The organism is Mesobaculum littorinae (assembly GCF_004011175.1).
GTDB classification, from domain to species: Bacteria; Pseudomonadota; Alphaproteobacteria; order Rhodobacterales; family Rhodobacteraceae; genus Tranquillimonas; species Tranquillimonas littorinae.
In genome coordinates this window covers 202,508-226,111 of the sequence record NZ_RQXX01000003.1, presented here as the reverse complement: position 1 = coordinate 226,111, position 23,604 = coordinate 202,508, and the positions used below count along the sequence as shown (strand labels likewise).

Below are 23,604 nucleotides of genomic sequence, written 5' to 3'. Positions count from 1 at the left end.
CGGCCGTGGTCGGGGCACGGGCCGGGGCAGGCCCGGCATCGGAAGGGGGCGCAGAGGTCACGAATCGGCGGCCGTTCAGTTGCCGCCGGACTGGAAGACGGTGCGCACCCCGCCTTCAAGCGTGCCCGTCCCGGTGGTCAGGTCGATGCTCAGCCGGTTCGAGGACAGGGCGTTCTGCCCCTGCGTCAGGACCACGTCGCCGGTCATCACCAGGGTGCCTGCGTCGATGTCATAGACGGCTTCCCGCGATTCGGCGGCTTCGTCGCCCGCGGTGAAGGTCACGCCGTCCGAGGCGTGCATCCGGGCGATGCGCCCGCCCTCGGCGGCATAGGCGACGCGGACCTGCCCCGCCGCCATCCGCATGTCGCCCTGGGCCACCAGAACGTTGCCGGTAAAGGTCGCGGCCCCGTCGGCCTGGGCGATCTGCAGGCTGTCGGCCGTCACCTCGACCGGTTGCGACGTGTCCTGTTGCAGCCCGTCGAAGGCGATGGTCGCGCTTTGCGCCAGCACCGGTGCGGCGAGGGTCGCAGGCAGCAGTGCGGCTGCGAGGGCAAGCGCCGTGGCTCGGGCGAAGTGGTTCACGGGGCGTCCCCCTCCTGTCGTTCCGCGGGCAGGTATACCAGCCGCACGCCGTCGGTGAAATCCAGAACATAGGGCGCCGCAGCCGGGCTGCGAGAGTGGCCGGGGTCTGAGGAGCTTGCGTCTGACTGGGCCGGGTCGGACTGGTCAAGGTCGATCGGTCTGTCCAGGGGCTGCGCTTCCGACGCAGCGTTGGGGTCGGTTGCCGTCCCGCGCGCCGCGTCCACGCTTTCCGCTGCGCGTTCGCCGGCAGCGGTCGAGGACCTCTCCGCTTGCGACGCTGCCTGCGTCCCGGGCTTTTCACTGGTCACGGGGGCGGGCGTCGATGGGTTTCCGGCAGGGTCTGCATCAGGTGTTGCGGCAGTCCCGGAGGTCGTAGCGGGGCCCGCGTCCTCGGCGGCGCCGGGGACTGCCGCCGCCCGGTCCAGCCTTAGCCGTCCGCCGGTGATCCGGCCCATTGGGCTTTGTGCCTCGATCGGTCCGTCGGTGACGAAGGTCGCGGTGCCCAAATCGGCTGTCAGTGCGTCGGTCGTGACGTCGAGCCCGGTGGCCGACTGGATGCGCACCGCGCCCTCCATCCGCACGCTGGTCTGGTCCTGCGCGATCCTGCCTTCGCCGGCGGCAAGCTTGACCCAGCCGCCGTCGGGCGTGTCAATCCGGGCGGTCAGGCCGTCGGCGGTCAGGTCCTGCGATTCGCTCATCGGACGGGCGCTTTGCGCGGCAACCGCGATCGCCGCACCGTCCCGCGCCACGCCGGAATAGCGCGGCCGCTCGACACGCTGCTCGCGCAGGATCTCGTCGACCTCGGCCGTGGAGTAGGGCACCGCCTGGTCCGGGTCGATCCGCTGCGACACCAGGAACAGCGTCGACAGGATCACCAGCGCGGCCAGCGGCAGGACCACCTTGGCCAGGGCCACCGCTCGGGAATAGCCGTTGTCGTATCGCGCCATGTGCCGCCCTTCCCGCCCTGCTTGGCCGCCCCGCCGTCTTTCGTCCGTCTACGTAATGGGGCGGGGGGCCGGGCGCTAGGTCTGGCAGGGGGGATACCGCCCTGCGCCGGGGCTGGTAGGGTGCCTGCGCCAGACCCGCCGGCGCATGACGGCCACCGGGTCGTGGCCGTGCCCCGTGTCTCTCCCCCCCGGTGCCTTCCCCCTATGCTGGCCCGGTGCGCGGATGCCCCAAGACGCGGCGCGCGTCAGGCCGGGGGCAGGTCGAGCATGCGCGCGACCTGCTCCATGTCGCGGGCGACGGTCGCGCCCTCGGCGATCAGCCGGGCGGGATCGGTGCGCGCGGCAAAGCCGATGCAGGCCATCCCCGCAGCCCGGGCCGCCCGGGCGCCCGTGGGGGAATCGTCGATCACCGTCGTGCGGTCGGGTGCCGCGCCAAAGGCCCGGGCCGCGGCGAGGAAGAGGCCCGGGTCGGGCTTTGCCACGCCCAGCGTGTGGGCCGAGTAGATCCGCCCAGCGAAGCGGTCGAGCAGGCCCGAGGGGGCGAGGGTGATGGCCATCTTTTCTTCGGCGCCGTTCGATCCCACGCAGGTGGGGATGCCGGCCCGCTCCAGCCGGTCGAGCAGCGCGACCACGCCGGGCACCAGCGCCACGCCCTGCCGCAGCCGGTCGTAGATCTCGGCATAGATCCCGTCGATCCAGTCGTCCGGCAGGTCTGCGCCACGGGCCCGCGCCGCGTCTCCGGCGCCTGCCATGGTGCCACCGACGAACAGCCGTTCGGCCGCGTCGTGGCTCAGGTCCAGCCCGTGCCGCCGCAGGTTCGCGGTCAGGACATCCAGCGCTGCGGGCTCGCTGTCGACCAGCACGCCATCGCAGTCGAAGATCACGAGGTCGGGGGCCATCAGGCGTCCGCCACCCGGGCGAAGGTCAGCCGGGTGTCGCCGTAGCGGCGTTCGTCCTCGGGCGTAAGGCCCGCGGGGAGGACGGGGGGCTGGCTGTCCTCCCACGCGACCAGCGCGCCGGGAGCAAGCCAGCCGCCTTCCAGCGCCGAGGCGACGGCGGCTTCGCCCAGCCCCGTCCCGTAGGGCGGGTCGAGGAACAGAAGGTCGAAGGCCGCACCACGGTTGGGCCCCAGCGCGGTTGCGTCGCGGCGGTAGAGGCGGGTGGTGCCGTGGGCGCGCGCCTTGTCGATATTCTCGCGGATCAGGGCGCGGGCGGTGGCGCCGTCGTCGACGAAGGTGACCTGTGCCGCGCCGCGCGACAGCGCCTCGAGTCCCAGCGCCCCGGTGCCCGCGAAGAGGTCGAGCACACGGGCGCCCGCAACGGGGTCGCCCCCGGGGCGGTGCGCCAGCAGGTTGAACAGCGCCTCGCGCACCCGGTCGGTGGTGGGGCGCAGGTGCGCCGCCGTGTCGCCGGCGCCGACCTCGGCCAGCGTCAGGCCACGCAGGGTGCCGCCGACGATCCTCATGCGCGGGACCCCGCGCCGCGATCCCCGTTCGGGGTGCGGGGCCGCGGAGAGAGGCCGCGGGTCTTGCGGTCGACGCCGGTCATGCCGTCATCAACGCCTTGAGGTCCGCGCCGGGATCGGCCACCACCTCGGGGTCGGCGGATTTGCCGGCCTCGATCAGGCGCTTGCCCACCATGTAGGCCCGGGGGTCGTTCATCGCGTCGAGGGCGAGAAGCCGGTCGCCCTTGTAATACCAATGCGACCGGCTGCGGCCCTCGCCCGCACGCACCACGACACGGTCGTATCCGGTGGAGAGCCCGGCAATCTGCAGCTTGACGTCGTACTGGTCCGACCAGAACCACGGGTGCGGGTGGTAGGGGGCCTCTGCGCCCATCATGTTGATGGCCACCGCCTCGGCCTGGTCGATGGCGTTCTGCACCGATTCCAACCGCAGCATCTGGCCCTGCCGGGGGAAGGAGGCGCAATCGCCCGCCGCCCAGATATGCGGGTCCGAGGTGCGCCCCATCTCGTCGACGACGATGCCGTCGGCGATGGTCAGGCCCGCGGCCTCGGCCAGCGCGACATTGGGCTGGATGCCGACGCCGACGATGGCGAAATCGAGCTCGATCTCGCTGCCGTCGGTCAGGCGTGCGCCGGTGACGTGGGTGTCGCCCAGCAGGCGGTCTAGCCCCACGCCTTCATGGATCTCGACCCCGTGTTCGGCATGCAGGTCGCGGAAATAGTCCGACGTCGCGGGCGAGGCGACGCGCTGCAGGATGCGGTCGGCCATCTCGACCAGCGTGACCTTGAGCCCCAGCTTTGCCGCGACGGCCGCGGCCTCGAGCCCGATGTAGCCGCCGCCGATGATCAGCACGCGCTTGCCCTTCTCGAAGGCGGGCTGCATGCCGTCGACATCGGTCAGGGTGCGCACCTCGTAGGCGCCCTGCAGATCGCCGCCGATCGCGGCCGGCAGGCGCCGCGGCACCGATCCCGTGGTCAGCGCAAGCTCGTCATAGACGAGCGTTTCCCCGCCGACCGTCAGCTTGCGATCGCCCGGGTCTATCGCGGTGACAGGCTGGCCCAGCATCAGTCGGATGTTCTTTTCCTCGTAGAATTTCTCGGGCCGCAGGTAGAGGCGTTCCTCGTCCATGTCGCCCAGCAGGTAGGCCTTGGACAGGGGAGGGCGCTGGTAGGGGGGGACGCCTTCGCCGCAGATCAGCGTGATCTCGCCCTCGAATTTCTGTGCCCGCAGCTTGGCCACGAGCGATGCGCCTGCCTGGCCTCCGCCGATCACAACGTGATGCGCCATGTCCTCTCCCCCGTCTGGCCGACCTTGCGGCCGGACCCTATATCGGGGGTTAACCCAAAGGCAATGCAATGAAAGGACAGGTCTGACATGGCTATCGCAAAGGGCGACACGCTGCCGGGAGCGACGCTGATCGAAATGGGCGCGGATGGACCCGAGCAGGTGCATCTGGGCGACCGGCTGAAAGGGCGCAAGGTGGTGATCTTCGGGCTGCCCGGGGCGTTCACCGGCACCTGTTCGACCGCCCATGTGCCGAGCTTCATCCGGACCAAGCAGGGGTTCGACGACAAGGGCGTGGACGAGATCATCTGCATCTCGGTCAATGATCCCTTCGTGCTGCAGGCCTGGGGCGAGAGCACCGGCGCCACGGAGGCGGGGATCACCATGCTGGGCGATCCCGAGGCGGCGTTCACCACCGCCATCGGCATGGATTTCACGGCGCTTCCCGCCGGTCTGATCGACCGCTCGAAGCGCTACGCGATGGTGGTCGAGGACGGCGTGGTGCAGACACTGCAGGCCGAGGAGAATCCCGGCGTCTGCGAGCGGTCGAGCGGCGAGGCGCTGCTGGAGACGCTCTGAACCCTCAGGCGGAGGCGCGCCCCGGTTGGGCGCGCCACGACCCCCCCCTTGCGCGCCCCCCTTGGGGCCGCTCGCCGTGTCTGGCGGGCGCGCCGCCCTGGGGGCGGCGGATCGCGGGAGGGCGGGCCGGGGCCTCCGGCGGGAGTATTTTTCAAGAGAAGAAGACCGGAGAGCCCGCGGGGCCGCAAGCGGCACCGCGGGTGTCGAGGTGTGGACCCTGGGGCGGTCTAGCCGGTCAGGCCCTCGTCGTCTTCCGAGCGGTCGGTCGTCTCGGAAGTGATGCGCCGGTCCGGGGCGATGGTCGGGCGGCTGTCCGTTTCTTCGATGTAGAGCGTGCGCGAGGGGAAGGGGATCGGCACTCCGCCCGCGTCGAGCGCCTCTTTCACCTTGCGCTTCATGTCGGCCTGGTAGGCAAAGAAGTCCGCTGCCGAGCACCAGACCCGGACGAGGAAGTCGACCGAGCTGTCGCCGAGGTTGTTGACCTGGATGAAGGGCTCGGGCTCGGACCAGCTGCGCGGGTCGGACATGATCGTGTCGCGGATGATGCGTTCGGCATCGGCGAGGTGGGCGCCGTAACCCACGCCGAAGGTCCATTCGGCCCGGCGGCTGTCGTAGCCCGAGTAATTGACGATCGTGTTGCCCCACACCTGGCTGTTGGGGATGATGATCTGCACGTTGCCGATCGACGCCATTTCGATGAAGTTCAGCGTGATCTCCTTGACCGTGCCCATCTGGCCGTTGACCTCGACGAAGTCGCCGGTCTTGATCGGGCGGAAGAAGACGATCATCACGCCTGCCGCCACGTTGGACAAGGTGCCCTGCAACGCCAGGCCGATGGCCAGACCGGCGGCACCGATGACGGCGACGACGCTGGTCGTGCGGATGCCGAAGGTGTTGAGCACGAAGAGGATCGCGAAGGCGATGATCGCGTAGCGCAGGATATTCCCCAGGAAGGAGAACAGCGTCACGTCGAGATGCGCGTTGCGTCCGCCGATGTTGCGCACCCGGCGGCTGGCCCATCCCGCAAGGAAGAAGCCCACGACGAGGATCACGATCGCGGTCAGCACGTCGCCCAGCAGGCCGATGAGGAATTCGAGCGTCAGGAGGTCGCCGAGGCTGGTGCCGGCGATGCGGAAATTGAGAAGGTCTTCGATCATTTGGCGAGCTTGTCCATACGCTTGGCGAGTTTCACGTCGAGCGCGGTCAGCCCGTCCGCATCATGGGTCGACAATGTCACGTCGACGGTATTGTAGACGTTCGACCATTCGGGGTGATGGTTGAGCTTTTCAGCCTGCATCGCGGCGCGGGTCATGAAGCCCCAGGCCTCGATGAAGTTGCGGAACTCGAACCTTCGGGCGATGGCGTCGCGCCCGTCGACCATGCTCCAGCCCGATGCGAGCAGGGGGGCGAGATCTTCGTCCCGCTCGGTTTGGGTCAGTTTTTCGGCCATTACTCCTCCGAGGTCACCTTTCTGAACGGGCCGTAGCTTGTAAGGATTTCCATGTCCTCGTCCACCGCCGCCCGTTCGGCCTGCAGGTATTCGGCGACGGCCCGCGCGAAGCCCGCGTCGGCGATCCAGTGCAGCGAATGCGTGGCCGCCGGAAGATAGCCGCGAGCCAACTTGTGTTCGCCCTGCGCGCCCGCCTCGACCCGGGCCATGCCGCGGGCGATGGCATGGTCCATCGCCTGATAGTAGCAGAGTTCGAAATGCAGGCAGGGGTGATCCTCGACGCAGCCCCAGTAGCGGCCGTAAAGCGTGTCTCGGCCGATGAAGTTGAGCGCGCCGGCGACGGGCCGCCCGTCGCGGACCGCGAGAACCAGCAGCACGTCGTCGCGCATCGTCTCCTGCACCCGATCGAAGAAGGCGCGGGTGAGATAGGGCGTGCCCCATTTGCGGGCGCCGGTATCCTGGTAGAACTGCCAGAAGGCGTCCCAGTGGTGGGGGCGCAGGTCGTCGCCGGTCAGCGCGACGATCTCGCCGCCGAAGGCCTGTGCGGTCTGGCGTTCCTTGCGGATATTCTTGCGCTTGCGCGACGAGAGCGAGGCGAGGAAGGCGTCGAAATCGGCGTAGCCGCGGTTTTCCCAGTGGAACTGCTGCGAGCTGCGGCGCATGAGGCCCATCGCCTCGCCCGCGATGGCCTCGGCCTCGGTGCAGAAGGTCACGTGCAGCGACGACAGCTCGTTCTCGGAGGCAAGCTGCACCGCCCCTTGCGTCAGGGCCGAGATGCCGGTTTCCGCCTGTCCGGGGCGGGTGAGAAAGCGACGCCCCGTCGCGGGGGTGAAGGGAACGGCCATCTGAAGCTTGGGGTAATAGCGACCACCCGCCCGCTCGTAGGCATGGGCCCAGTTGTGGTCGAAGATGTATTCGCCCTGGCTGTTGCCCTTGGCGTAAAGCGGCGCGCAGGCGATGACCTCGCCATCGGCGCTGGCGACCAGGTGGCGCGGCTGCCAGCCGGTGCCGGGCCCGACCGACCCGCTGTCTTCGAGCGCCTTCAGGAAGCGGTGCGTAGTAAAAGGGTCCTGCGGCGGGGCGCCATCCGTCGCCTCGGGCGCGGCGCAGGCGTCCCAGTTCTCGGGGGCGATCTGGTCGAGGCCCGAGAGCACGTTCAGTTCGATCCGCGTTTGGGGCATGCGCGGGGCGGGATCCTTTGCGGGGGTGCGTGTCAGCGTCGAAGGTGGCGCTGACACGCGACGCGTCAAGCCGGGACGGGGGCCGGGGTGTAGCCTTCGAATGTCACGTTGTCGGCAACGCGCCGCGCGGCGGTTTCCTCCGTGGGGCTGCGGATGGTCCAGCACAGCACCGCGGCGCCCTGCGATTTCAGCTGGGCCACGCGGGGCGCGGAAAGGTCGCCGTGCTGGTGGCTGACGAAGCTGGCGCCGACCTCGTCATAGGCTGCGATGCGGCGCAGCGCGTCGCAGCGATCCGCGGGCAGGTCCCAGTCCGCCTGGTCGAAGGCACAGGTGGTCAGGCCCCGGGGCAGGTCGGGCGCGGCCTGCGCAAGGTGGCGCACCGCGTGCGGGTTGAAGGACATCACCGCGACGGGCCCGGCATATCCCGCGAGGTCCCCGGCGACGGCCCGCTCCAGATCGCCCGTGCGGGGGCCGAGCGCGCCGTCCTGATCCTTGACCTCGATCAGCAGGGGCACCCGGCCCGCGACCAGCGAAAGCACCTCGCGCAGGGTCGGAATTCCCTCGGCGCCATCGCGCAGGGTGATGGCGCCGAGGGTGTCGGCGTCGCGGGCGCGCAGCGGGCCCGTCGCCTCGGTCAGCCGGTCGAGGGCGTCGTCGTGGAACACCATCGCGCGGCCGTCCGCGGACATCTGCACGTCGATCTCGATGCCGTATCCCGCCGCAACCGCGGCGGCGATGGCCACGCGCGAATTCTCGGGACGTCCGGCCGCGCGATCATGCAGGGCACGATGCGCGATCGGGGTCGAAAGAAAGGCCGCGGGCAGCGGCGGGGCAGAGGGCGGGCGGGTCATCGGATCTGGAAGATGCCTTCGATCTCGACCGCGACGCCCATCGGCAGCGACGCGGCCGACACCGCCGAGCGGGCGTGCCGACCTGCGTCGCCCAGCGCCTCGACCAGAAAGTCCGAGGCGCCGTTGATCACCTTGGACTGGTCGGTGAAGTCACCGGTCGAGTTGACGAAGCCGGTCAGCTTGACCACCCGCACAAGCCGGTTGAGGTCGCCGTCGCAGGCCGCCCGCACTTGGGCGAGCAGGCTGATCGCGCACTGCTTGGCGGCGGCGGTGCCTTCGGGCACCTCCATGTCGGCGCCGAGCTTGCCCAGCACCAGCTCGCCGTCGCGCATCGAGATCTGGCCGGAGATGTGAACCAGGTCGCCGGTGCGCACGAAGGGCACGTAGTTCGCCGCAGGCACCGGCGCCTCGGGCAGGGTCACGCCGAGCTCGGCCAGTCGGGTTTCGATATCGCTCATCTTCCGCTCCGTTGCAGGGGCCCGGGGGCCGTCGCGCGCGACGCTGGACCGAACGGCGGAAGAGGGCAAGGGGAGCCGGTGGCAAATGCGGGCGGTTATGCACGCACATGCGCCGTCAGCGGAGGTGCGACACGGCGAATGGCCCGTCGGGCAAGGCCGTCGGTCCCGGCGGTCTGGATCCACGGGGCCGCTGGACCCGGCGGTAGCATGGCCGGTCGTCGCCACACGGCTGTTCCGCGGTCGGTTGCAAAGATCGGCGGGTGCGCCCGTCTCAGGGCGCAGGGCCCGGTGGCCTGTCAGCCCTCGCGGAAGGCGCGGGAGAAGTAGTCCGACAGCGGCTGCACGAGAAAGGCCATCGGCGTGCGGTCATCGGTGCGGATGAAGGCATCCACCGGCATGCCGGGGATCAGGGCCAGCTGCCCGGGCAGCTTCGCGATCTCGCCCTCGTCCAGCCGGATCTCGGCGCGATAGTAGGATTGCTGCGTGCGTTCGTCGGTGAAGGCATCCGCCGACAGCCGTGTGACGTGGCCGAATAGTTCGGGCGTGGTGCGGGCGCTGAAGGCCGAGAAACGCAGCGTTACCTGCTGTCCCACGCTGACCTGATCGATATGGATCGGCAGGATCCTGGCCGAGATCACCAGCGGCCGGTCCTGCGGCACGAGGTAGAGCACAGGGTCCGCGGGGCGGATCACCGACCGTTCGGCAAAGACCTGAAGGTCGTAGACGACGCCGTCGACGGGTGCGGTGATGTCGAGCCGCGACAGACGCTCGCGCAGGGAATTGCGCCGCTCGGTCAGCTCCAGCTCGCGGTATTGCAGGTCACGGGTCTGGGTTATCGCGGCCTCCCGGCGGTTCGTGCCCAGTTTCAGCGTCTCGATCTCGATCCCGCTGATCCGTTCGCGCGCCTGGGCGGCATTCGCGGTCAGCTCGCCCACCGTGCCGCTCAGCCGGGCGGATTCACGTTGCAGCGACAGCACCCGGCTGGCCTGTGCCAGGCCGCGGTCGAACAGCGACTGCTGGCTCTCCAGCTCCTGCGAAATCAGCGAAAGCTGGGATTGCAGCGCGGTCTGCTGGGCCTCGATCCCCTCGATCTGGTCCTCGATCTGCTGGCTCTGACGCTCCAGCGTCTCGACCTCGCGGGCGATGCTTTCGTTGCGGGCCTCGAACAGGCGCTCCTGCCCCTGCATCAGTTCGGCAGCGATGGCACTGTCCTGCGCAGCCTCGACCAGCGCGTCGGGAAAGGTCACGAACGCGGCCTCGTCCCGCTCGGCCTCAAGCCGGGCGCGGCGGGCCATCAGCTCGTAAAGCTGGCTTTCGACGGTATTGAGCTCCGAACGCAGGAGGGTGCTGTCGAGCCGGATCAGGACCTCGCCCGCCTCGACCCGCTGGCCTTCGGTGACGAGGATCTCGTCGACCACGCCGCCGTCGGGATGCTGCACGACCTGGCGGTTGCTCTCGACCTCGATCTGGCCCCCGGCGATGACGGCGCCCGAAATGGTGGTCGTCGCCGCCCAGGTGCCGAAGCCGCCGACGAGGAGGACAAGCGCGACGAGACCGATCATGACGGGCCACCGTGCGCCCCAGCGGGTCTGCGGCGGGGTCATGTCACGCTTCCCGCGCCGATGCGGCCGGCGATGTCACCGTGGTTGGCCACCATTTCGCGCAGGACCTCGTCGCGCGGGCCGAAGGCGCGGCGCATTCCATCCTCGAGCATCAGCAGCTTTTCGCATTCGCGGATCGCGGCGGGCCGGTGCGCCATGATCAGGACCGAGCCGCCCGCCTCCTTCACCTGCCGGATCGCGTGGTTCAGTGCCTCCGAGCCGAGATTGTCCAGGTTCGAATTCGGCTCGTCCAGCACCAGCAGCACCGGATTGCCGAACATCGCGCGCGCCAGCCCGATGCGCTGGATCTGGCCACCGGACAGCCGCCCGCCACCGGGGGTGATCCGGGTGTCGTAGCCTTCGGGCATCTGCAGGATCATGTCATGCGCCGCTGCCTTCTTCGCCGCCTCGACGATGTCGGCATCCAAGGCGTCGGGCTTCAGGCGGGCGATGTTCTGCGCGATCGTTCCGTCGAACAGCGTCACCCGCTGCGGCAGGTAACCTATATGCTGGCCCAGCATGTCGGGTTCGTATTGTTCAAGCGCCGCACCATCCAGCCGGATCTTTCCGCCGCTGGGGCGCCAGACGCCCACCAGGGCGCGCGCCAGGGTCGACTTGCCCGCGCCCGAGGGGCCGATAATGCCAACCGCCTCGCCCGGCTGGACCTGGAACGACACCATGCGGATCGTCGCCTGCTGCGCCCCGGGCGGGATCACCGTGGCCTGGATCACGTCCAGCTTGGCGCGCGGGCGCGGCAGGGCGGTGCGCGGAGGTTCCTGGCCGACCATGCTCAGAAGTTCGGCAAGGTTGCGCCAGCCCTGCTGCGCCCGCTGGACCAGTTGCCACTGCCCCAGCGCCATGTCGATCGGCGCCAGCGCGCGGCCCAGCAGGATCGAGGCTGCGATCATCGCGCCCGGCGTGACCTCGTTGCGAAGAACCAGCCAGGCGCCGATGGCCAGCATCGTCGACTGCAGGAACAGGCGGAAGGTGCGGCTGACCGAGGTATAGGTGCCGCCAAGATCGCTGGCCGAGATCGTCTGGCGCAGCGATTCGCCGCGTAGTTCCTGCCAACGGGTGAACGCGGCGTCCTGCATCCCGAGCGACCGCACCATTTCGGCCTCGACCCGGATCTGTTCGGCCATGCGCTCGGCGCGCATCGCCGACATGTTGGCCTCCTGCACCGGGGCGCGCGTGGTGGCCTGGTTCATCACCGCGACGCCGACCAGGATCAGCCCGCCCACCAGGGCGGCGGCGCCCAGGACAGGGTGGAAGATCGCGATGCCGAGCAGGAAGATCGGGGTCCACGGGATGTCGAAGATCGCCGTCAGGATCGGCGCCGACAACAGGCGTTGCACGGCTTCGAGGTCGCGCAGGTTGTTCTGTGCGTCGTCGCCCGAGGGCATGACCGTGGCCTTGCGCACCATCGCGGCAAAGACGCGCCGGTCCAGCCGGTCCTGGAAACGCGCGCCGACACGGGCGAGGATACGGCCGCGGGCATAGTCCAGAACGCCCATCATCAGGAACAGGAACGCCATCAGCACGAAGAGCGCCAGCAGCGTTTCCTGGGACCGCGATCCCAGCACGCGGTCGTAAACCTGCAGCATGAAGAGCGGACCGGTCAGCATCAGCATGTTCACGAAGACGCTGAAGATGCCCACCGTCGCGAACAGGTGTCGGCTTTCCGCCCTGACCTGGGCCAGTTCTTTCCGCCCCTTGCGCAGATCCGCGGTCTGCCGCGTTGCCATACCTGCCCGTCCTCTCCTCCAACCGGGCCGCGACGCCGGAAGCCGCGCAACCATCGTGATATTAACCTGAATCGGGCAAATGCGATATCGGTCAGTATAGATTGAGCGGAGGGGGCGGCAAAGCGTCAGATGACTCGGATCTTCGCTAAATAGTGGGAATATTCGGCGGCGACCGGCGGGCCGCCGGTCGGGGACGGGAAGCCGAGGCGCATTTTAGCTGTCTCTTCATTATCCGTCTCTGGCGGTGCGGCGCAGGGCGGGTATAGTATCCGGCCATGAGACCTGCCCATGTCATACAGGCAGGCCGTCACGCTGGGGCGGGCGGGCCTGCACAACGGCTTTGCTCGCTGCGCGGGCGGCTCGCGGCGATCTGTGGTGTCGCCCTGCTCCTTCTTGGGCTGGCTCCCGGGCCGGCCGCCGCGCAGGAAGAATACGAAGGGATCTACCGCGTCACCCCGACCTCCGACTGCACCCGCGTCGGGCAGGAGGGGGGTGCCGTGCGCATCCTCGATGGCGTGTTCGAAGGCGTGGGCACGACCTGCCGTCTGACGGTGCCTGTCAACGTGCGCGACATGGATGCGCAGCTTTACGACCTCGTCTGCGACGGAGAGGAGGGGGAGTTCACCCGCCGCGCTCTGTTGATGCGGGCGGCGGATGACGGGCTGATCGTGGCCTTCGACGGCTATGCCTTCAAATACGAATCCTGCCCGGCCGACCCCGCGACCGGCATCGTCGTCTCGGCCGATGAGATCGGCATAACCGACGCGCCCGAGGTCGAGGAGACGGATCCCGACGCGCTGAACCTCGACGCCGTCGACCCCGAGGACGCGGTGCCGGAGGCAGCCGTGCCAGGGGCTTCCGATGAGCCTGCAGAGCAGGCGGATGAGGAGCAGGGCGACGAAGAGCAGGCCGACGAGGAACGATCGGACGAAGAACGAACGGATCCAGACCCGGCCGACGACACCCAGCCCGGATCGCCCCCCGCGACCCTGGATGCGCTGCCCCGGCCTGCCGAAGACGAAACCGATCCCGAAGAGGACTGACCCCCGCGCGATCGGGCGGCGCATTGTACAACCCCGAGCTTTCAGCCCGGGGGCAATACCCGAATGAACTCCTCGCAAACTGGTGAGGGGATAAGTTTCAAAACAGACTCCACGCACGAACAAAAGGTGAATATGCATGGTCTCATGCAAGTCGAGCTTTCCATCACGTCCAACTTCACCTTCCTGACCGGCGGGTCGCACCCCGAGGAATACATGGGGCGGGCAGCGTTTCTGGGGTTGGAGGCCATCGCCATCGCCGACCGCAACAGCGTGGCGGGCGTGGTGCGCGCCCATACCGAGGCGCGTGAGATCGCGCGGCAGGTGCGGCTGCGGGCAAAGGCCGACCGCGACCCGATCGGCCCGCCCGCTCCGCCCGGGCTGTTTGCGTCGCCCGGGGTGCCGATCCGCCATGTGCCCCGGCTGATCCCAGCGGCGCGGATCGTGCCGGTGGACGGCCCCGAAGTCACCGCGATCCCGCGCGACCGGGCGGCATGGGGGCGGCTCTGCCGGCTGCTGACCGATGGGCGGCGCCGGGCGGGAAAGGGCGAGTGCCTGATCCGCTTCGACGACCTGCTGGATCATGCGGCTGGGATGGAGCTTCTCCTGCATCCCGCTGGGGCGGATGAGGGCGCGGACCCCGCCGCTGTCGGCCCGCAAGAGGGCGCGGCGCATGCGGGCGGCGCGGGCGAATGGTGGCGACAGGCGGACCGGCTGACGCGCCGCTTTCCCGGGCAGGTGGCGCTGTTGCTCACTCCCCTCTACGACGGACAGGACAGGCGCCGCTTCGACCGTCTCGCCACGCGGGCGCGGCGGGCCGGCCTGCCGGTCGCGGCGGCCGCGGCGCCGGTCATGCATCACGGCAACCGGCGTCGGCTGACCGACGTGCTGACGGCGATCCGCACCGGCACCCGGGTCGATGACTTGGGGCGCGCCGCGCTGGCCAATGCCGAATGCCGCCTGCGCGCCCCGGCCGAGCTGGCGCGGCTGTTTGCGGGCCACGAGACGGCGATGCGCACCGCCGAGGCGATCGCCGCGCGCTGCCGGTTCTCGCTGGACGAGCTGCGCTACGAATACCCCTCCGAGGTCGCAGGGGGCGAGACCGCGACCGACCGTCTGGCCCGGCTGGCGCAGGAGGGGCTGGCCCGGCGCTACCCGGCTGGCGCCCCCGACAGCGTGCGCACCCTTCTGGCCCACGAACTCGCCCTCATCGCCAAGCTGGGGTACGAACCCTATTTCCTGACCGTCAGCGACATCGTGGCCTTCGCCCGGTCGCGCGGGATCCTCTGCCAGGGGCGGGGGTCGGCGGCGAATTCGGTGGTGTGCTACTGCCTCGGCGTGACCTCGGTCAGCCCCGAGGTGGGCACCATGGTCTTCGAACGCTTCGTCTCCGAGGCGCGGGACGAGCCGCCCGACATCGACGTCGATTTCGAACACGAGCGGCGCGAGGAGGTGATCCAGCACATCTACGAAACCTATGGCCGCCACCGCGCGGGCCTCTGCGCCACCGTGATCCACTATCGCGGCAAGCGGGCGATCCGCGAGGTCGGGCGCGCCATGGGGCTGTCCGACGATACCGTCGCAGCCCTGTCCTCGCAGCTTTGGGGGTTCTTCGGGGCCCACGGGCTCGAACCGCAGCGCATGGCCGAAATCGGGCTCGACCGGGCCGACCGGCGGCTGGTGCAGACGCTGGAGCTGGTCGAGGAGATCCAGGGTTTTCCCCGCCACCTCAGCCAGCATGTCGGCGGTTTCATCATCACCGAGGGCCGGCTGGACGAACTTGTCCCGATCGAGAACGCGGCGATGGAGGATCGCACCGTCATCTGCTGGGACAAGGACGACATCGATGCGCTGGGCATCCTCAAGGTCGACGTGCTGGCGCTGGGGATGCTGTCGTGCCTGCGCAAGGCCTTCGAGATGGTCGAGACGCATCACCGCGTCAGCTACGACCTCGCCACCCTGCCGACCGAGGATCCGCAGACCTACGACATGCTCTGCGCCGCGGATTCGCTGGGGGTGTTCCAGGTCGAAAGCCGGGCGCAGATGAACTTCCTGCCGCGGATGCAGCCGCGCACCTTCTACGACCTGGTGATCGAGGTCGCGATCATCCGCCCCGGTCCCATTCAGGGCGACATGCTGCATCCCTACCTGAAACGGCGCCGCGGCGAAGAGCAGGTGACCTTTCCCTCCGATGCGCTGGGCAAGGTGCTGTCCAAGACGATGGGCGTGCCGCTGTTTCAGGAACAGGCGATGCAGATCGCCATCGTCGGCGCCGGGTTCACCCCGGAAGAGGCCGACCGGCTGCGCCGCGCTCTGGCCACGTTCAAGAAACACGGACGGGTCAGCGAATTCCGCGACAGGTTCCTGCGCGGCATGGCGCATAACGGCTACCGGCGCGACTTTTCCGAGCGCTGTTTCGCGCAGATCGAGGGCTTCGGCTCCTACGGCTTTCCCGAAAGCCACGCGGCCAGCTTCGCGCTGCTGGTCTATGCCTCGGCCTGGCTCAAACGGCACCATCCCGGCATATTCGCGGCGTCGCTGCTGAACTCTCAGCCGATGGGGTTCTATGCGCCTGCGCAGATCGTCCGCGACGTCCGCGACCACGGGGTCGAGGTGCGTCCGGTCTGCATCAACCACAGCTACTGGGACTGCACGATGGAGCCCGACGGCCGCGGCGGGCTGGCCCTGCGGCTGGGGTTCCGCCAGATCAAGGCGCTGCGCGAGGACGAGGCGCGTTGGATCGCCGCCGCCCGCGGCAACGGCTACCAGACCGTGGCCGACGTCTGGCGCCGCGCCGGGCTTGCCCCCCGCTTCCTGCGCCTGCTGGCCGAGGCCGATGCCTTTGCCGCCCTGGGGCTCAGCCGCCGCGACGCGATATGGGAGGCCAAGGCCCTGGGAGGAGAGGCGCCGCTGCCGCTGTTCTCGGGCGATATCGACGGCGAGGGCATCGTCGAGCCCGCGGCGCATCTGCCGCAGATGACGGCGGGCGAGGAGGTGGTCGAGGATTATGTCGCCATGCGGCTGACGTTGCGCGCCCATCCGATGGCCTTTTTGCGCCACAGACTGACACCGGGCACCCCGCCGATGGGGGCGGGGCCGGGTACCCCAAGGGACGATCCCCGTCCCGGCGGGGACGCTGGGGCCGGCACGGGGCCTGCTGCCGATGCACCGGGGCGGCGTTTCTCGGAGGCCCGGGGGCTGACGCGGTCGGACGCATGGGAGGCTTCGCCGGAAGGGCTCAAATGCCGCACGTCGCGCCAATGATCCCGTCCTTGGCCCGCCCGCCCCTGGCCCGTCCGGCCCTGTCCCGCCCGCCGGGGTGGAGGCTGCGCGACCCGGCAAATGGCTGGGGGAGCCGAAGGAATCCTGCGAACCGCTCGTGAGAGCCGCAATAATCGTCTAAAAACGGCATTTTATGTCGCAAATTGACCTGAGTGCCCTTTGTTCTCGGCGGAGTTTGGCCTAGAGTAATGTCCGGTACGACGCGGACGCCGCCTAACGGCGCCCCACGGCCCGTCAGACGCAAGCTGCGTGACCGGGCTGCGGCGCATGAGGCCGGCATCCGCAAAATTCTTGATTGAACCGAATGGGGTAGAATGAAAACTCTTACGCTTACCACCGCTGCCATGGCTCTTCTCTCCGCGCCCGCTTTCGCGCAGGATAGCGGCGAATGCGGCGAAGTTTCCATCGCGCAGATGAACTGGGCGGCCGCCGAGGTCACCACCAACATCGCCGAATTCCTGCTTGAGCAGGGGTACGGCTGCGACGTGTCGCTGGTGCCTTCGGACACCGTTCCGGCCATCACCTCGGTGTCCGAAAACGGCGAACCCGATGTCGTCACGAACCTGTGGCTGAACTCGGCCGGCGAAGCCTACACCCGCCTTGAAGAGGGCGGCACGATGGAGCGTCTGGCCAACGTGCTGGAACCCGGCGGCGTCGAAGGCTGGTGGATCCCGACCGCGCTGGCGGAAGAGCATCCCGAGCTGACGACCATCGAAGGCGTGATGGAGAACCCCGACCTTGTCGGCAACCGCTTCAACAACTGCCCCGACGGCTGGGGCTGCCGCATCGTCAGCGACAACCTCATCCGCGCGCTGAACCTCGAAGACAGCGGCATCGAGGTTTTCAACCACGGGTCGGGCGAGACCCTCGCCACCTCGATGGCCTCGGCCGTCGAAAGCGATGAGCCGTGGTTCGGCTACTACTGGGGTCCGACGGTTCCCATGGGCAAGTACGACATGACCCGCGTCGAACTGGGCGAAGTCGACGAAGAAGCCTTTGCGAACCTGCAGAACCAGGACGCCGAGGATCCGCAGGTGTCCGAGTTCAAGTCGGCGGTCATCCTGACCTCGGCCACTTCGGAGTTCGTCGAGAGCAAGCCCGAAATCGCCGAGTTCTTCCGCAACATGACGTTCCAGACCGACACGATGAGCTCGCTCCTGGCGTGGCAGGACGAGAACAACGCCTCGGGCGAGGAAACGGCCGTCTATTTCCTGAGCAACTATCAGGACGAGTGGAGCCAGTGGATCAACGACGACGCGCGGGGCAACCTCTCGCAGCTTCTCGAGCAGTGATCCTGACGTAGGATTTTTCGGCGGGGCGGCCCAAAGTGGTCGCCCCGCTTTTTTCGTTCCGCCTAAGCTTCGAGGGGCGGCAAGAGAAAGAAGGACGGGGTAGTATTAATGGCCACCTACGATTGGGTATTCAATTCGCTCGGCTTGCGAAGCTGGTGCGATGGTGACGGAAGCGGAAGCGGCGGGCCGATGTCGATGGCGGACCTGCTGAACCAGACCGGCGGCGGGGCACCCGATCCGTCGCTCTGGGACACGCCGTTTCCTTCCATGGATGCGCTGAACGACGCCTGCGACGCATTTCCGCAGTCGCGGCAGGTCACGCTGGGGCTGGAACGCGGGTTCCTCGATATCAAGGATGCACTGAGCTACGTGCTCGATCCCATCACCCAGCCGCTGAGCTGGGCGCTGGAATGGGCATTGTGGATGTTCCAGTCCACGCCATGGTGGATCATGATCCCGCTTCTGGGGATTCTCGTCCTCGCGATCAGCCGCTCGTGGAAGCTGGTGGCCTTCGTCGTCCTCGCGTTCTGCGCGATGGCCTTCATCGACTACTACGTCTACGCGATGCAGACCCTTGCGGTGATCTTCGTCTGCGCGACGCTATGCGTGCTGCTGGGCGTGCCCATAGGCATCCTGATGTCGCGCTCGGATCCCTTCGAACGCACGATGATCCCGGTCCTCGACATGCTGCAGACGCTGCCGCCCTTCGTCTACCTGATCCCGCTGATCTTCCTGTTCTCGGTGACCGAGCCCAAGCTCTACGGCATCGCGATCATCCTTTATGCCATCGTGCCGGTGGTCCGCCTGACGAACCTCGGCATCCGGCTGGTCGACAAGGAGGTGATCGAGGCCGCGGACGCCTTCGGCATGACCGACCGGCAGAAGCTCTTCGGCGTGCAGATCCCGCTGGCGCTGCCCAACATCATGGCCGGCGTGAACCAGACCATCATGATGAGCCTCGCCATGGTCGTCATCGCCTCGCTGGTCTCGGCCCCGGGTCTGGGCGTGCTGGTGCTGCGCGGCATCCGCAACCTCGAACTGGGCGTCGGCCTGATCTCGGGGCTGGGCATCGTGCTGCTGGCGGTGATCCTCGACCGGTCGACCAAGGCGGCGCTTGCCCGCGTCAACGCCGCGCAGAAGAGCTGAGGAGACGGACATGGAAGACCCCAAGATCAAGATCCGCAACCTCTACAAGATCTTCGGAAACGACCCGCAGATGGCGCTGGAGCATGCCAAGAACGGCGTCGGCAAGTCCGAGCTGCTGGCCGAGTACAATCACGTGCTCGGCCTGCGGGACATCAACGTCGACATGCAGGCGGGCGAGATCACCGTCATCATGGGCCTGTCCGGGTCGGGCAAGTCGACGCTGATCCGGCACCTAAACCGGCTGATCGACCCGACCGACGGCGAGGTGATCGTCAACGGCGAGAACATCATGGACTACAACGCGCGCAAGCTTCGCGGCCTGCGGCGGACCAACATGTCGATGGTGTTCCAGAAGTTCGCGCTGTTGCCGCACCGCACCGTGCTGGAAAACGCCGCGACGCCGTGGATCGTCGAGGGCAAGCCGCGCAAGGACTACGAGGCCGAGGCGACCAAGTGGCTCGACCGTGTCGGGCTTCAGGGGCAAGGGCCGCAATATCCCCACCAGCTGTCGGGCGGGATGCAGCAGCGCGTGGGCATCGCCCGGGCGCTGACCTCGAACTCGGACATCATGCTGATGGACGAGGCATTCTCTGCGCTCGATCCGCTGATCCGCACCGACATGCAGGACCTCCTGCTCGAGCTTCAGGCCGAACTGCAAAAGACCGTGGTCTTCATCACCCACGATCTGGACGAGGCGCTGAAGCTGGCCGACCATCTGGTGATCCTGAAGGACGGCCAGGTCGTGCAGCAGGGCGAACCGCAGCACATCCTGATGAACCCGAACGATCCCTACATCATCGACTTCATCAGCGACATCAACCGCGCCCGCGTCCTGCGGGCCCGGACGATCATGACCAAGACGTCCGAAGATCCCGGCACCACCTCGGGCGACATCGACGCGAACGCCACGCTGGAAGACGTCATCGCCAAGTCGGGCGGCAATGCCGAGCTCAGCTACCGCGTCACCCACGAGGGGCGGATGATCGGACTTCTGTCGATGCGCGATGTGGTGACGGCGCTGGTCCCGACCAGCGCATCGGACGACGGGATGCGCCACGCGTCCTGAACCGGCGTTCCGGGTTATGGCGCCGTCCGCGCGATGCGGGCGGCGCCGATCGACGGGGCGGGGCAGCGGTGAATTGCCTTCAATGCCACACGCCCCCTTGCCGATCTCGCGAGAGAGGCCAAGATACAATCCATGGATGACCTCTCCAGCCTGTCGGATCTGCACGGCAAGATCCTGATCGCGATGCCCGGCATGGGCGATCCGCGGTTCGAACACAGCGTGATCTACCTTTGCGCCCATTCCGAGGACGGCGCGATGGGCCTGATCGTCAACAAGCCGGCCGGCGACCTGACGTTTCAGGGCCTTCTCGATCAGCTGAACATCGACGCGGGCGAGGGGGCCCGCGAAATCCAGGTGCATTTCGGCGGCCCGGTCGAACATGGCCGCGGCTTCGTGCTGCACTCGGGCGATTACGCGCCCGCGGCTGGCACCCTGCAGGTCGACCCCTGCTACGCGATGACGGCCACGCTCGACATTCTTGAGGCCATGGCGCAGGGCGGCGGTCCGCGGCAGGCGATCCTCGCCCTGGGCTACGCGGGGTGGGGGCCCGGGCAACTGGAATCCGAGATTGCCCAGAACGGCTGGCTGATCTGCGATGCCGCCGACGGGCTGCTCTTCGGGACGGACAACTCCGGCAAGTGGCAGGGAGCGCTGAACTCGATCGGGATTGATCCGCTGACGCTTTCTTCCGCCGCCGGTCACGCCTAGGCGCTTGGCCTCCGGCGCCACTGCGTCACGATCCCGGCGCTTGGCCGCGGCTTGGCCGGTCAGTCGGCTTCCGCATCTCCCGGATCGCGGGGCGCCGCCGCGCGGCGCAGTCGGTCGTTGATGGCAAGGCCCAGCCCCGCATCCGGGATCGGCGCCACGGCGATCCGCGCGATCCCCGCGGCATCCATGTCCCGCAATGTCTGGAACAACGCGGCGGCGGCTTCGGCCGGGTCCGCGGCGGTCGACAGGGTCCAGCCGCCCGGGGCGGGGCCGAACGCCAGGTAGACCTCGCCCGCCTCCGCCCGGGGGGCGGAAAGCCGAAGGCGCGCGCGGGGGGCGTAGTGCGACAGAAGCTGACCCGGCGAGGTCGGCGTCGCCTTGGCATCGGCGCCGCTCTCGACCTCGCCCAGATGCGCCTCGAGCGCCTCGCGCGGGATGCCTCCGGGGCGAAGCAGGCGTGGCGCGTCGCCCGGCGCCCCGGCCAGCGACAGGATGGTGGATTCCACGCCCACCGGACAGTCGCCGCCCTCCAGCACCGCCGCGATGCGTCCATCCAGACCTTCGAGCACATGTGCAGCACGGGTCGGGCTGATCCGGCCCGAGGGGTTGGCCGAGGGCGCCGCCACCGGCCGCCTGGTGCGGGCCAGAAGATCGCGCGCCGTGGCGGGGGCGGGCACCCGGATCGCCACGGTATCGAGCCCGGCCGTGACCCCCGGCGCGATGCCCGCGCCGTCGCGCAGCGGCAGCACCAGCGTCAGCGGCCCGGGCCAGAAGGCGGCGGCCAGCGCCCGGGCGCGCGCGTCGAACACCGCCACCCGTTCGGCCGCGGCCAGGTCGGGCACATGCACGATCAGCGGGTTGAAGCTGGGCCGCCCCTTGGCGGCATAGATCCCGGCGACGGCGTCCGCGTCGGTCGCGTCCGCGCCCAGCCCATAGACCGTCTCGGTCGCGAAGGCGACAAGCTGGCCGGCCCGCAGCAGGGCGGCGGCGCGGGCAAGGCCTTCGTCGGTCGCGGGCAGCAGGTCGGTCCGGGGCATGATGCGGGTCCCTCTTCTGACGCGGCGTTGGACTTGTCGCAGGGCGTCGCGCCGCGCATCCTTTCGCCGAAAGTTCGACAGGTCTGGCCCGGCTATTATGGGCCGCGCCGCCGCTTGCCAAGCGGGGGCAAGGGAGGAAACCGCCAATGTCCTATCGCGCGCCACTTCACGATCTCGCCTTCCTCATGGCGCATGTCGCCGATTTGCCGAAGATCGCCGCCACAGACAGGTTCGCCGAGGCGACGCCCGACACTGCCCAGGCCATCCTGTCCGAGGCCGCGCGCCTGTGCGAAGACGTGCTGGCCCCGCTGCAACGGCGCGGCGATACCGATCCCGCGCGGCTTGAAAACGGGCGCGTGCGCTGCCCCGAAGGGTTTGGCGAGGGCTACCGCGCGATCGCCGAGGGGGGCTGGATCGGCATCGCGGCCGATCCCGACCATGGCGGCATGGGCCTGCCGATGACGCTGGCCACGGCCGTCAACGAGATGATGTCCTCGGCCTGCCTTGCCCTGCAACTGAACCCGCTGATGACGCAGGGCCAGATCGAGGCGCTTGAGCATCATGCCAGCGACGAGCTCAAGTCCTGGGCGCTGCCCAAGCTCGTCTCGGGCGAATGGTCGGGCACGATGAACCTGACCGAGCCGCAGGCAGGCTCGGACGTCGGCGCGCTGACCACCCGGGCCGAGCCGCGGGAGGATGGCACCTACGCCGTCACCGGGCAGAAGATCTACATCACCTGGGGCGACAACGATTTTTCCGGCAATGTCTGCCATCTCGTGCTGGCGCGCCTGCCGGACGCGCCCGCTGGCACGCGGGGGATCAGCCTGTTCCTTGTGCCGAAGATCCTGCCGGGCGAGCCGGAGATGGGCGGCGGCACGCCGGGCGCGGCCAACGCGGTGCAGGTCCTGTCGCTTGAGGAAAAGACCGGCCTCCATGGTTCGCCCACCTGCGTGATGGACTATGCCGGGGCCACGGGGTGGCTGGTGGGGGAACCGCATGGTGGCATGGCGGCGATGTTCACGATGATGAACAACGCCCGGCTGGGCGTCGGCGTGCAGGGCATCGGCGTGGCCGAGGCGGCGTTTCAGCAGGCGCTGGCCTATGCGCGCGACCGCAAGCAGGGCCGCGCGTCGGGCACGGGCACCATCGTCGAGCATGCCGACGTGCGGCGAATGCTGGCGGGGATGCGCGCCGAGGTGCAGGGCGCCCGCGCCATCGCGCTGATGTGCGCCGCGGCGATCGACATGAAGACGGCGACCGGCGATCCCGCCTGGGCCGCCCGCGCTGCCTTCCTGACCCCCATCGCCAAGGCGCATGGCACCGAGGTCGGCATGTCCGTCGCGCAGGAAGGCGTGCAGGTGCACGGCGGGATGGGCTATATCGAAGAGACCGGCGCCGCGCAGTTCGTCCGCGACGTGCGGGTGACGGCGATCTACGAAGGCACCAACGGCATTCAGGCGATGGATCTCGTTGGCCGGAAGCTCGCCGACGGGGGCGAGGCCGCGTTCCGGCTTCTCGACGAAATCCAGCAGGCCGCCGAGTCCGCCCGCGCCGGGCATCCCGCGCTGGCGGGGCCGGTCTGGCACGCGGCCGAAGAGCTGCGCGAAGGGACTGAATGGCTTTTGGCGCAGGAGGATGTGACCGACCGTCTTGCCGGCGCCATGGCCTACCTGCGCGCCTTTGCCCGGGTGCTGGGGGCGCATGCGCACCTCGCCTGCGCCGTCGCCGAAGCGGGCGAGGCCGGCGCGTCCGGGACCCGCGCGGCGCTGGCCGCAGTCTATGTCGACAGGCTTCTGCCCCAGCACGCCGCCTGCCTGACCGAGATGAGGGCGGGCGCAGCCGGGCTCTTCGCGCTTTCGCCCGACGACCTCGCGGCGTAAGACGCGGGC

General features: G+C 68.8%; 20 protein-coding genes and 1 pseudogene. 8 read left to right on the top strand and 13 right to left on the bottom strand.

Features of this window, described 5'->3' with window-relative positions; all coding sequences use genetic code 11:
- Positions 1 to 75: 75 nt before the first annotated feature.
- The 5 genes and pseudogenes from EKE94_RS10265 to EKE94_RS10245 all read right to left on the bottom strand — a co-directional run bounded on the left by EKE94_RS10265 (position 76) and on the right by EKE94_RS10245 (position 4,282).
- Positions 76 to 582, bottom strand: coding sequence for an LptA/OstA family protein (locus EKE94_RS10265; protein WP_127906522.1), 507 nt, complete (start codon positions 580 to 582; stop codon positions 76 to 78).
- Positions 579 to 1,529, bottom strand: a complete 951-nt coding sequence (gene lptC / locus EKE94_RS10260; protein WP_127906521.1) for an LPS export ABC transporter periplasmic protein LptC — start codon at positions 1,527 to 1,529, stop codon at positions 579 to 581. Before lptC ends, EKE94_RS10265 begins: the two co-directional genes overlap by 4 nt.
- A gap of 245 nt (positions 1,530 to 1,774) precedes the next feature.
- The gene (locus EKE94_RS10255) at positions 1,775 to 2,428 is read right to left on the bottom strand and encodes an HAD family hydrolase (RefSeq protein WP_127906520.1); all 654 of its coding nucleotides are present in this window, start codon (positions 2,426 to 2,428) and stop codon (positions 1,775 to 1,777) included.
- Positions 2,428 to 2,997: pseudogene (gene rsmD, locus EKE94_RS10250) on the bottom strand (16S rRNA (guanine(966)-N(2))-methyltransferase RsmD); the annotation flags it as partial. The gene EKE94_RS10255 and the pseudogene rsmD, both read right to left, overlap by 1 nt.
- Before the next feature lie 76 nt (positions 2,998 to 3,073).
- The gene (locus EKE94_RS10245; RefSeq protein ID WP_127906518.1) at positions 3,074 to 4,282 is read right to left on the bottom strand and encodes an NAD(P)/FAD-dependent oxidoreductase; all 1,209 of its coding nucleotides are present in this window, start codon (positions 4,280 to 4,282) and stop codon (positions 3,074 to 3,076) included.
- 87 nt (positions 4,283 to 4,369) lie between these two features.
- Between EKE94_RS10245 and EKE94_RS10240 the strand changes: the two genes are divergently transcribed.
- The gene (locus EKE94_RS10240) at positions 4,370 to 4,858 is read left to right on the top strand and encodes a peroxiredoxin (RefSeq protein ID WP_127906517.1); all 489 of its coding nucleotides are present in this window, start codon (positions 4,370 to 4,372) and stop codon (positions 4,856 to 4,858) included.
- A 227-nt stretch (positions 4,859 to 5,085) separates the two neighbouring features.
- Here EKE94_RS10240 and EKE94_RS10235 read toward each other — a convergent pair whose 3' ends face one another.
- From EKE94_RS10235 to EKE94_RS10205, 7 genes are all read right to left on the bottom strand, one after another.
- Complete coding sequence (locus tag EKE94_RS10235; protein ID WP_127906516.1) at positions 5,086 to 6,015, bottom strand: mechanosensitive ion channel family protein; 930 nt, start codon at positions 6,013 to 6,015, stop codon at positions 5,086 to 5,088.
- Positions 6,012 to 6,308: a 4a-hydroxytetrahydrobiopterin dehydratase gene (locus EKE94_RS10230; RefSeq protein WP_127906515.1), complete on the bottom strand. Its 297-nt coding sequence runs from the start codon at positions 6,306 to 6,308 to the stop codon at positions 6,012 to 6,014. Before EKE94_RS10230 ends, EKE94_RS10235 begins: the two co-directional genes overlap by 4 nt.
- Entirely contained in the window at positions 6,308 to 7,489 is a 1,182-nt protein-coding gene (locus EKE94_RS10225) for a GNAT family N-acetyltransferase (protein WP_127906514.1), read from the bottom strand. Before EKE94_RS10225 ends, EKE94_RS10230 begins: the two co-directional genes overlap by 1 nt.
- A gap of 65 nt (positions 7,490 to 7,554) precedes the next feature.
- Positions 7,555 to 8,340, bottom strand: coding sequence for a glycerophosphodiester phosphodiesterase family protein (locus EKE94_RS10220; RefSeq protein WP_127906513.1), 786 nt, complete (start codon positions 8,338 to 8,340; stop codon positions 7,555 to 7,557).
- Positions 8,337 to 8,798: a RidA family protein gene (locus tag EKE94_RS10215; protein WP_127906512.1), complete on the bottom strand. Its 462-nt coding sequence runs from the start codon at positions 8,796 to 8,798 to the stop codon at positions 8,337 to 8,339. The genes EKE94_RS10220 and EKE94_RS10215 overlap by 4 nt, the downstream gene beginning before the upstream one ends.
- Positions 8,799 to 9,094: 296 nt before the next feature.
- The gene (locus EKE94_RS10210; RefSeq protein ID WP_407940897.1) at positions 9,095 to 10,360 is read right to left on the bottom strand and encodes an HlyD family type I secretion periplasmic adaptor subunit; all 1,266 of its coding nucleotides are present in this window, start codon (positions 10,358 to 10,360) and stop codon (positions 9,095 to 9,097) included.
- 38 nt (positions 10,361 to 10,398) lie between these two features.
- Positions 10,399 to 12,144 (bottom strand): type I secretion system permease/ATPase, encoded by a 1,746-nt coding sequence (locus EKE94_RS10205; protein WP_127906510.1) that lies wholly within the window; start codon positions 12,142 to 12,144, stop codon positions 10,399 to 10,401.
- A gap of 275 nt (positions 12,145 to 12,419) precedes the next feature.
- On the opposite strand from EKE94_RS10205, the gene EKE94_RS18765 reads away from it, so the two are divergent.
- The 6 genes from EKE94_RS18765 to EKE94_RS10175 all read left to right on the top strand — a co-directional run bounded on the left by EKE94_RS18765 (position 12,420) and on the right by EKE94_RS10175 (position 20,678).
- On the top strand, positions 12,420 to 13,187 hold the full coding sequence (locus EKE94_RS18765) for a hypothetical protein (RefSeq protein WP_206615057.1): 768 nt from the start codon (positions 12,420 to 12,422) through the stop codon (positions 13,185 to 13,187).
- A 144-nt stretch (positions 13,188 to 13,331) separates the two neighbouring features.
- The gene (locus EKE94_RS10195) at positions 13,332 to 16,448 is read left to right on the top strand and encodes an error-prone DNA polymerase (RefSeq protein WP_127906886.1); all 3,117 of its coding nucleotides are present in this window, start codon (positions 13,332 to 13,334) and stop codon (positions 16,446 to 16,448) included.
- 332 nt (positions 16,449 to 16,780) lie between these two features.
- Positions 16,781 to 17,758 carry an ABC transporter substrate-binding protein gene (locus tag EKE94_RS10190; RefSeq protein WP_127906509.1) on the top strand — a complete coding sequence of 326 codons (978 nt, stop codon included), beginning with the start codon at positions 16,781 to 16,783 and terminating at the stop codon, positions 17,756 to 17,758.
- A 108-nt stretch (positions 17,759 to 17,866) separates the two neighbouring features.
- Positions 17,867 to 18,904 (top strand): ABC transporter permease, encoded by a 1,038-nt coding sequence (locus tag EKE94_RS10185; protein ID WP_127906508.1) that lies wholly within the window; start codon positions 17,867 to 17,869, stop codon positions 18,902 to 18,904.
- A gap of 10 nt (positions 18,905 to 18,914) precedes the next feature.
- Positions 18,915 to 19,970, top strand: coding sequence for an ATP-binding cassette domain-containing protein (locus EKE94_RS10180; protein WP_127906507.1), 1,056 nt, complete (start codon positions 18,915 to 18,917; stop codon positions 19,968 to 19,970).
- Positions 19,971 to 20,102: 132 nt separating this feature from the next.
- Positions 20,103 to 20,678: a YqgE/AlgH family protein gene (locus tag EKE94_RS10175; RefSeq protein WP_127906506.1), complete on the top strand. Its 576-nt coding sequence runs from the start codon at positions 20,103 to 20,105 to the stop codon at positions 20,676 to 20,678.
- A gap of 59 nt (positions 20,679 to 20,737) precedes the next feature.
- Here EKE94_RS10175 and EKE94_RS10170 read toward each other — a convergent pair whose 3' ends face one another.
- On the bottom strand, positions 20,738 to 21,715 hold the full coding sequence (locus EKE94_RS10170) for an L-threonylcarbamoyladenylate synthase (protein WP_127906505.1): 978 nt from the start codon (positions 21,713 to 21,715) through the stop codon (positions 20,738 to 20,740).
- 146 nt (positions 21,716 to 21,861) lie between these two features.
- Between EKE94_RS10170 and EKE94_RS10165 the strand changes: the two genes are divergently transcribed.
- Positions 21,862 to 23,595, top strand: coding sequence for an acyl-CoA dehydrogenase (locus EKE94_RS10165; RefSeq protein WP_127906504.1), 1,734 nt, complete (start codon positions 21,862 to 21,864; stop codon positions 23,593 to 23,595).
- Positions 23,596 to 23,604 lie beyond the last annotated feature (9 nt).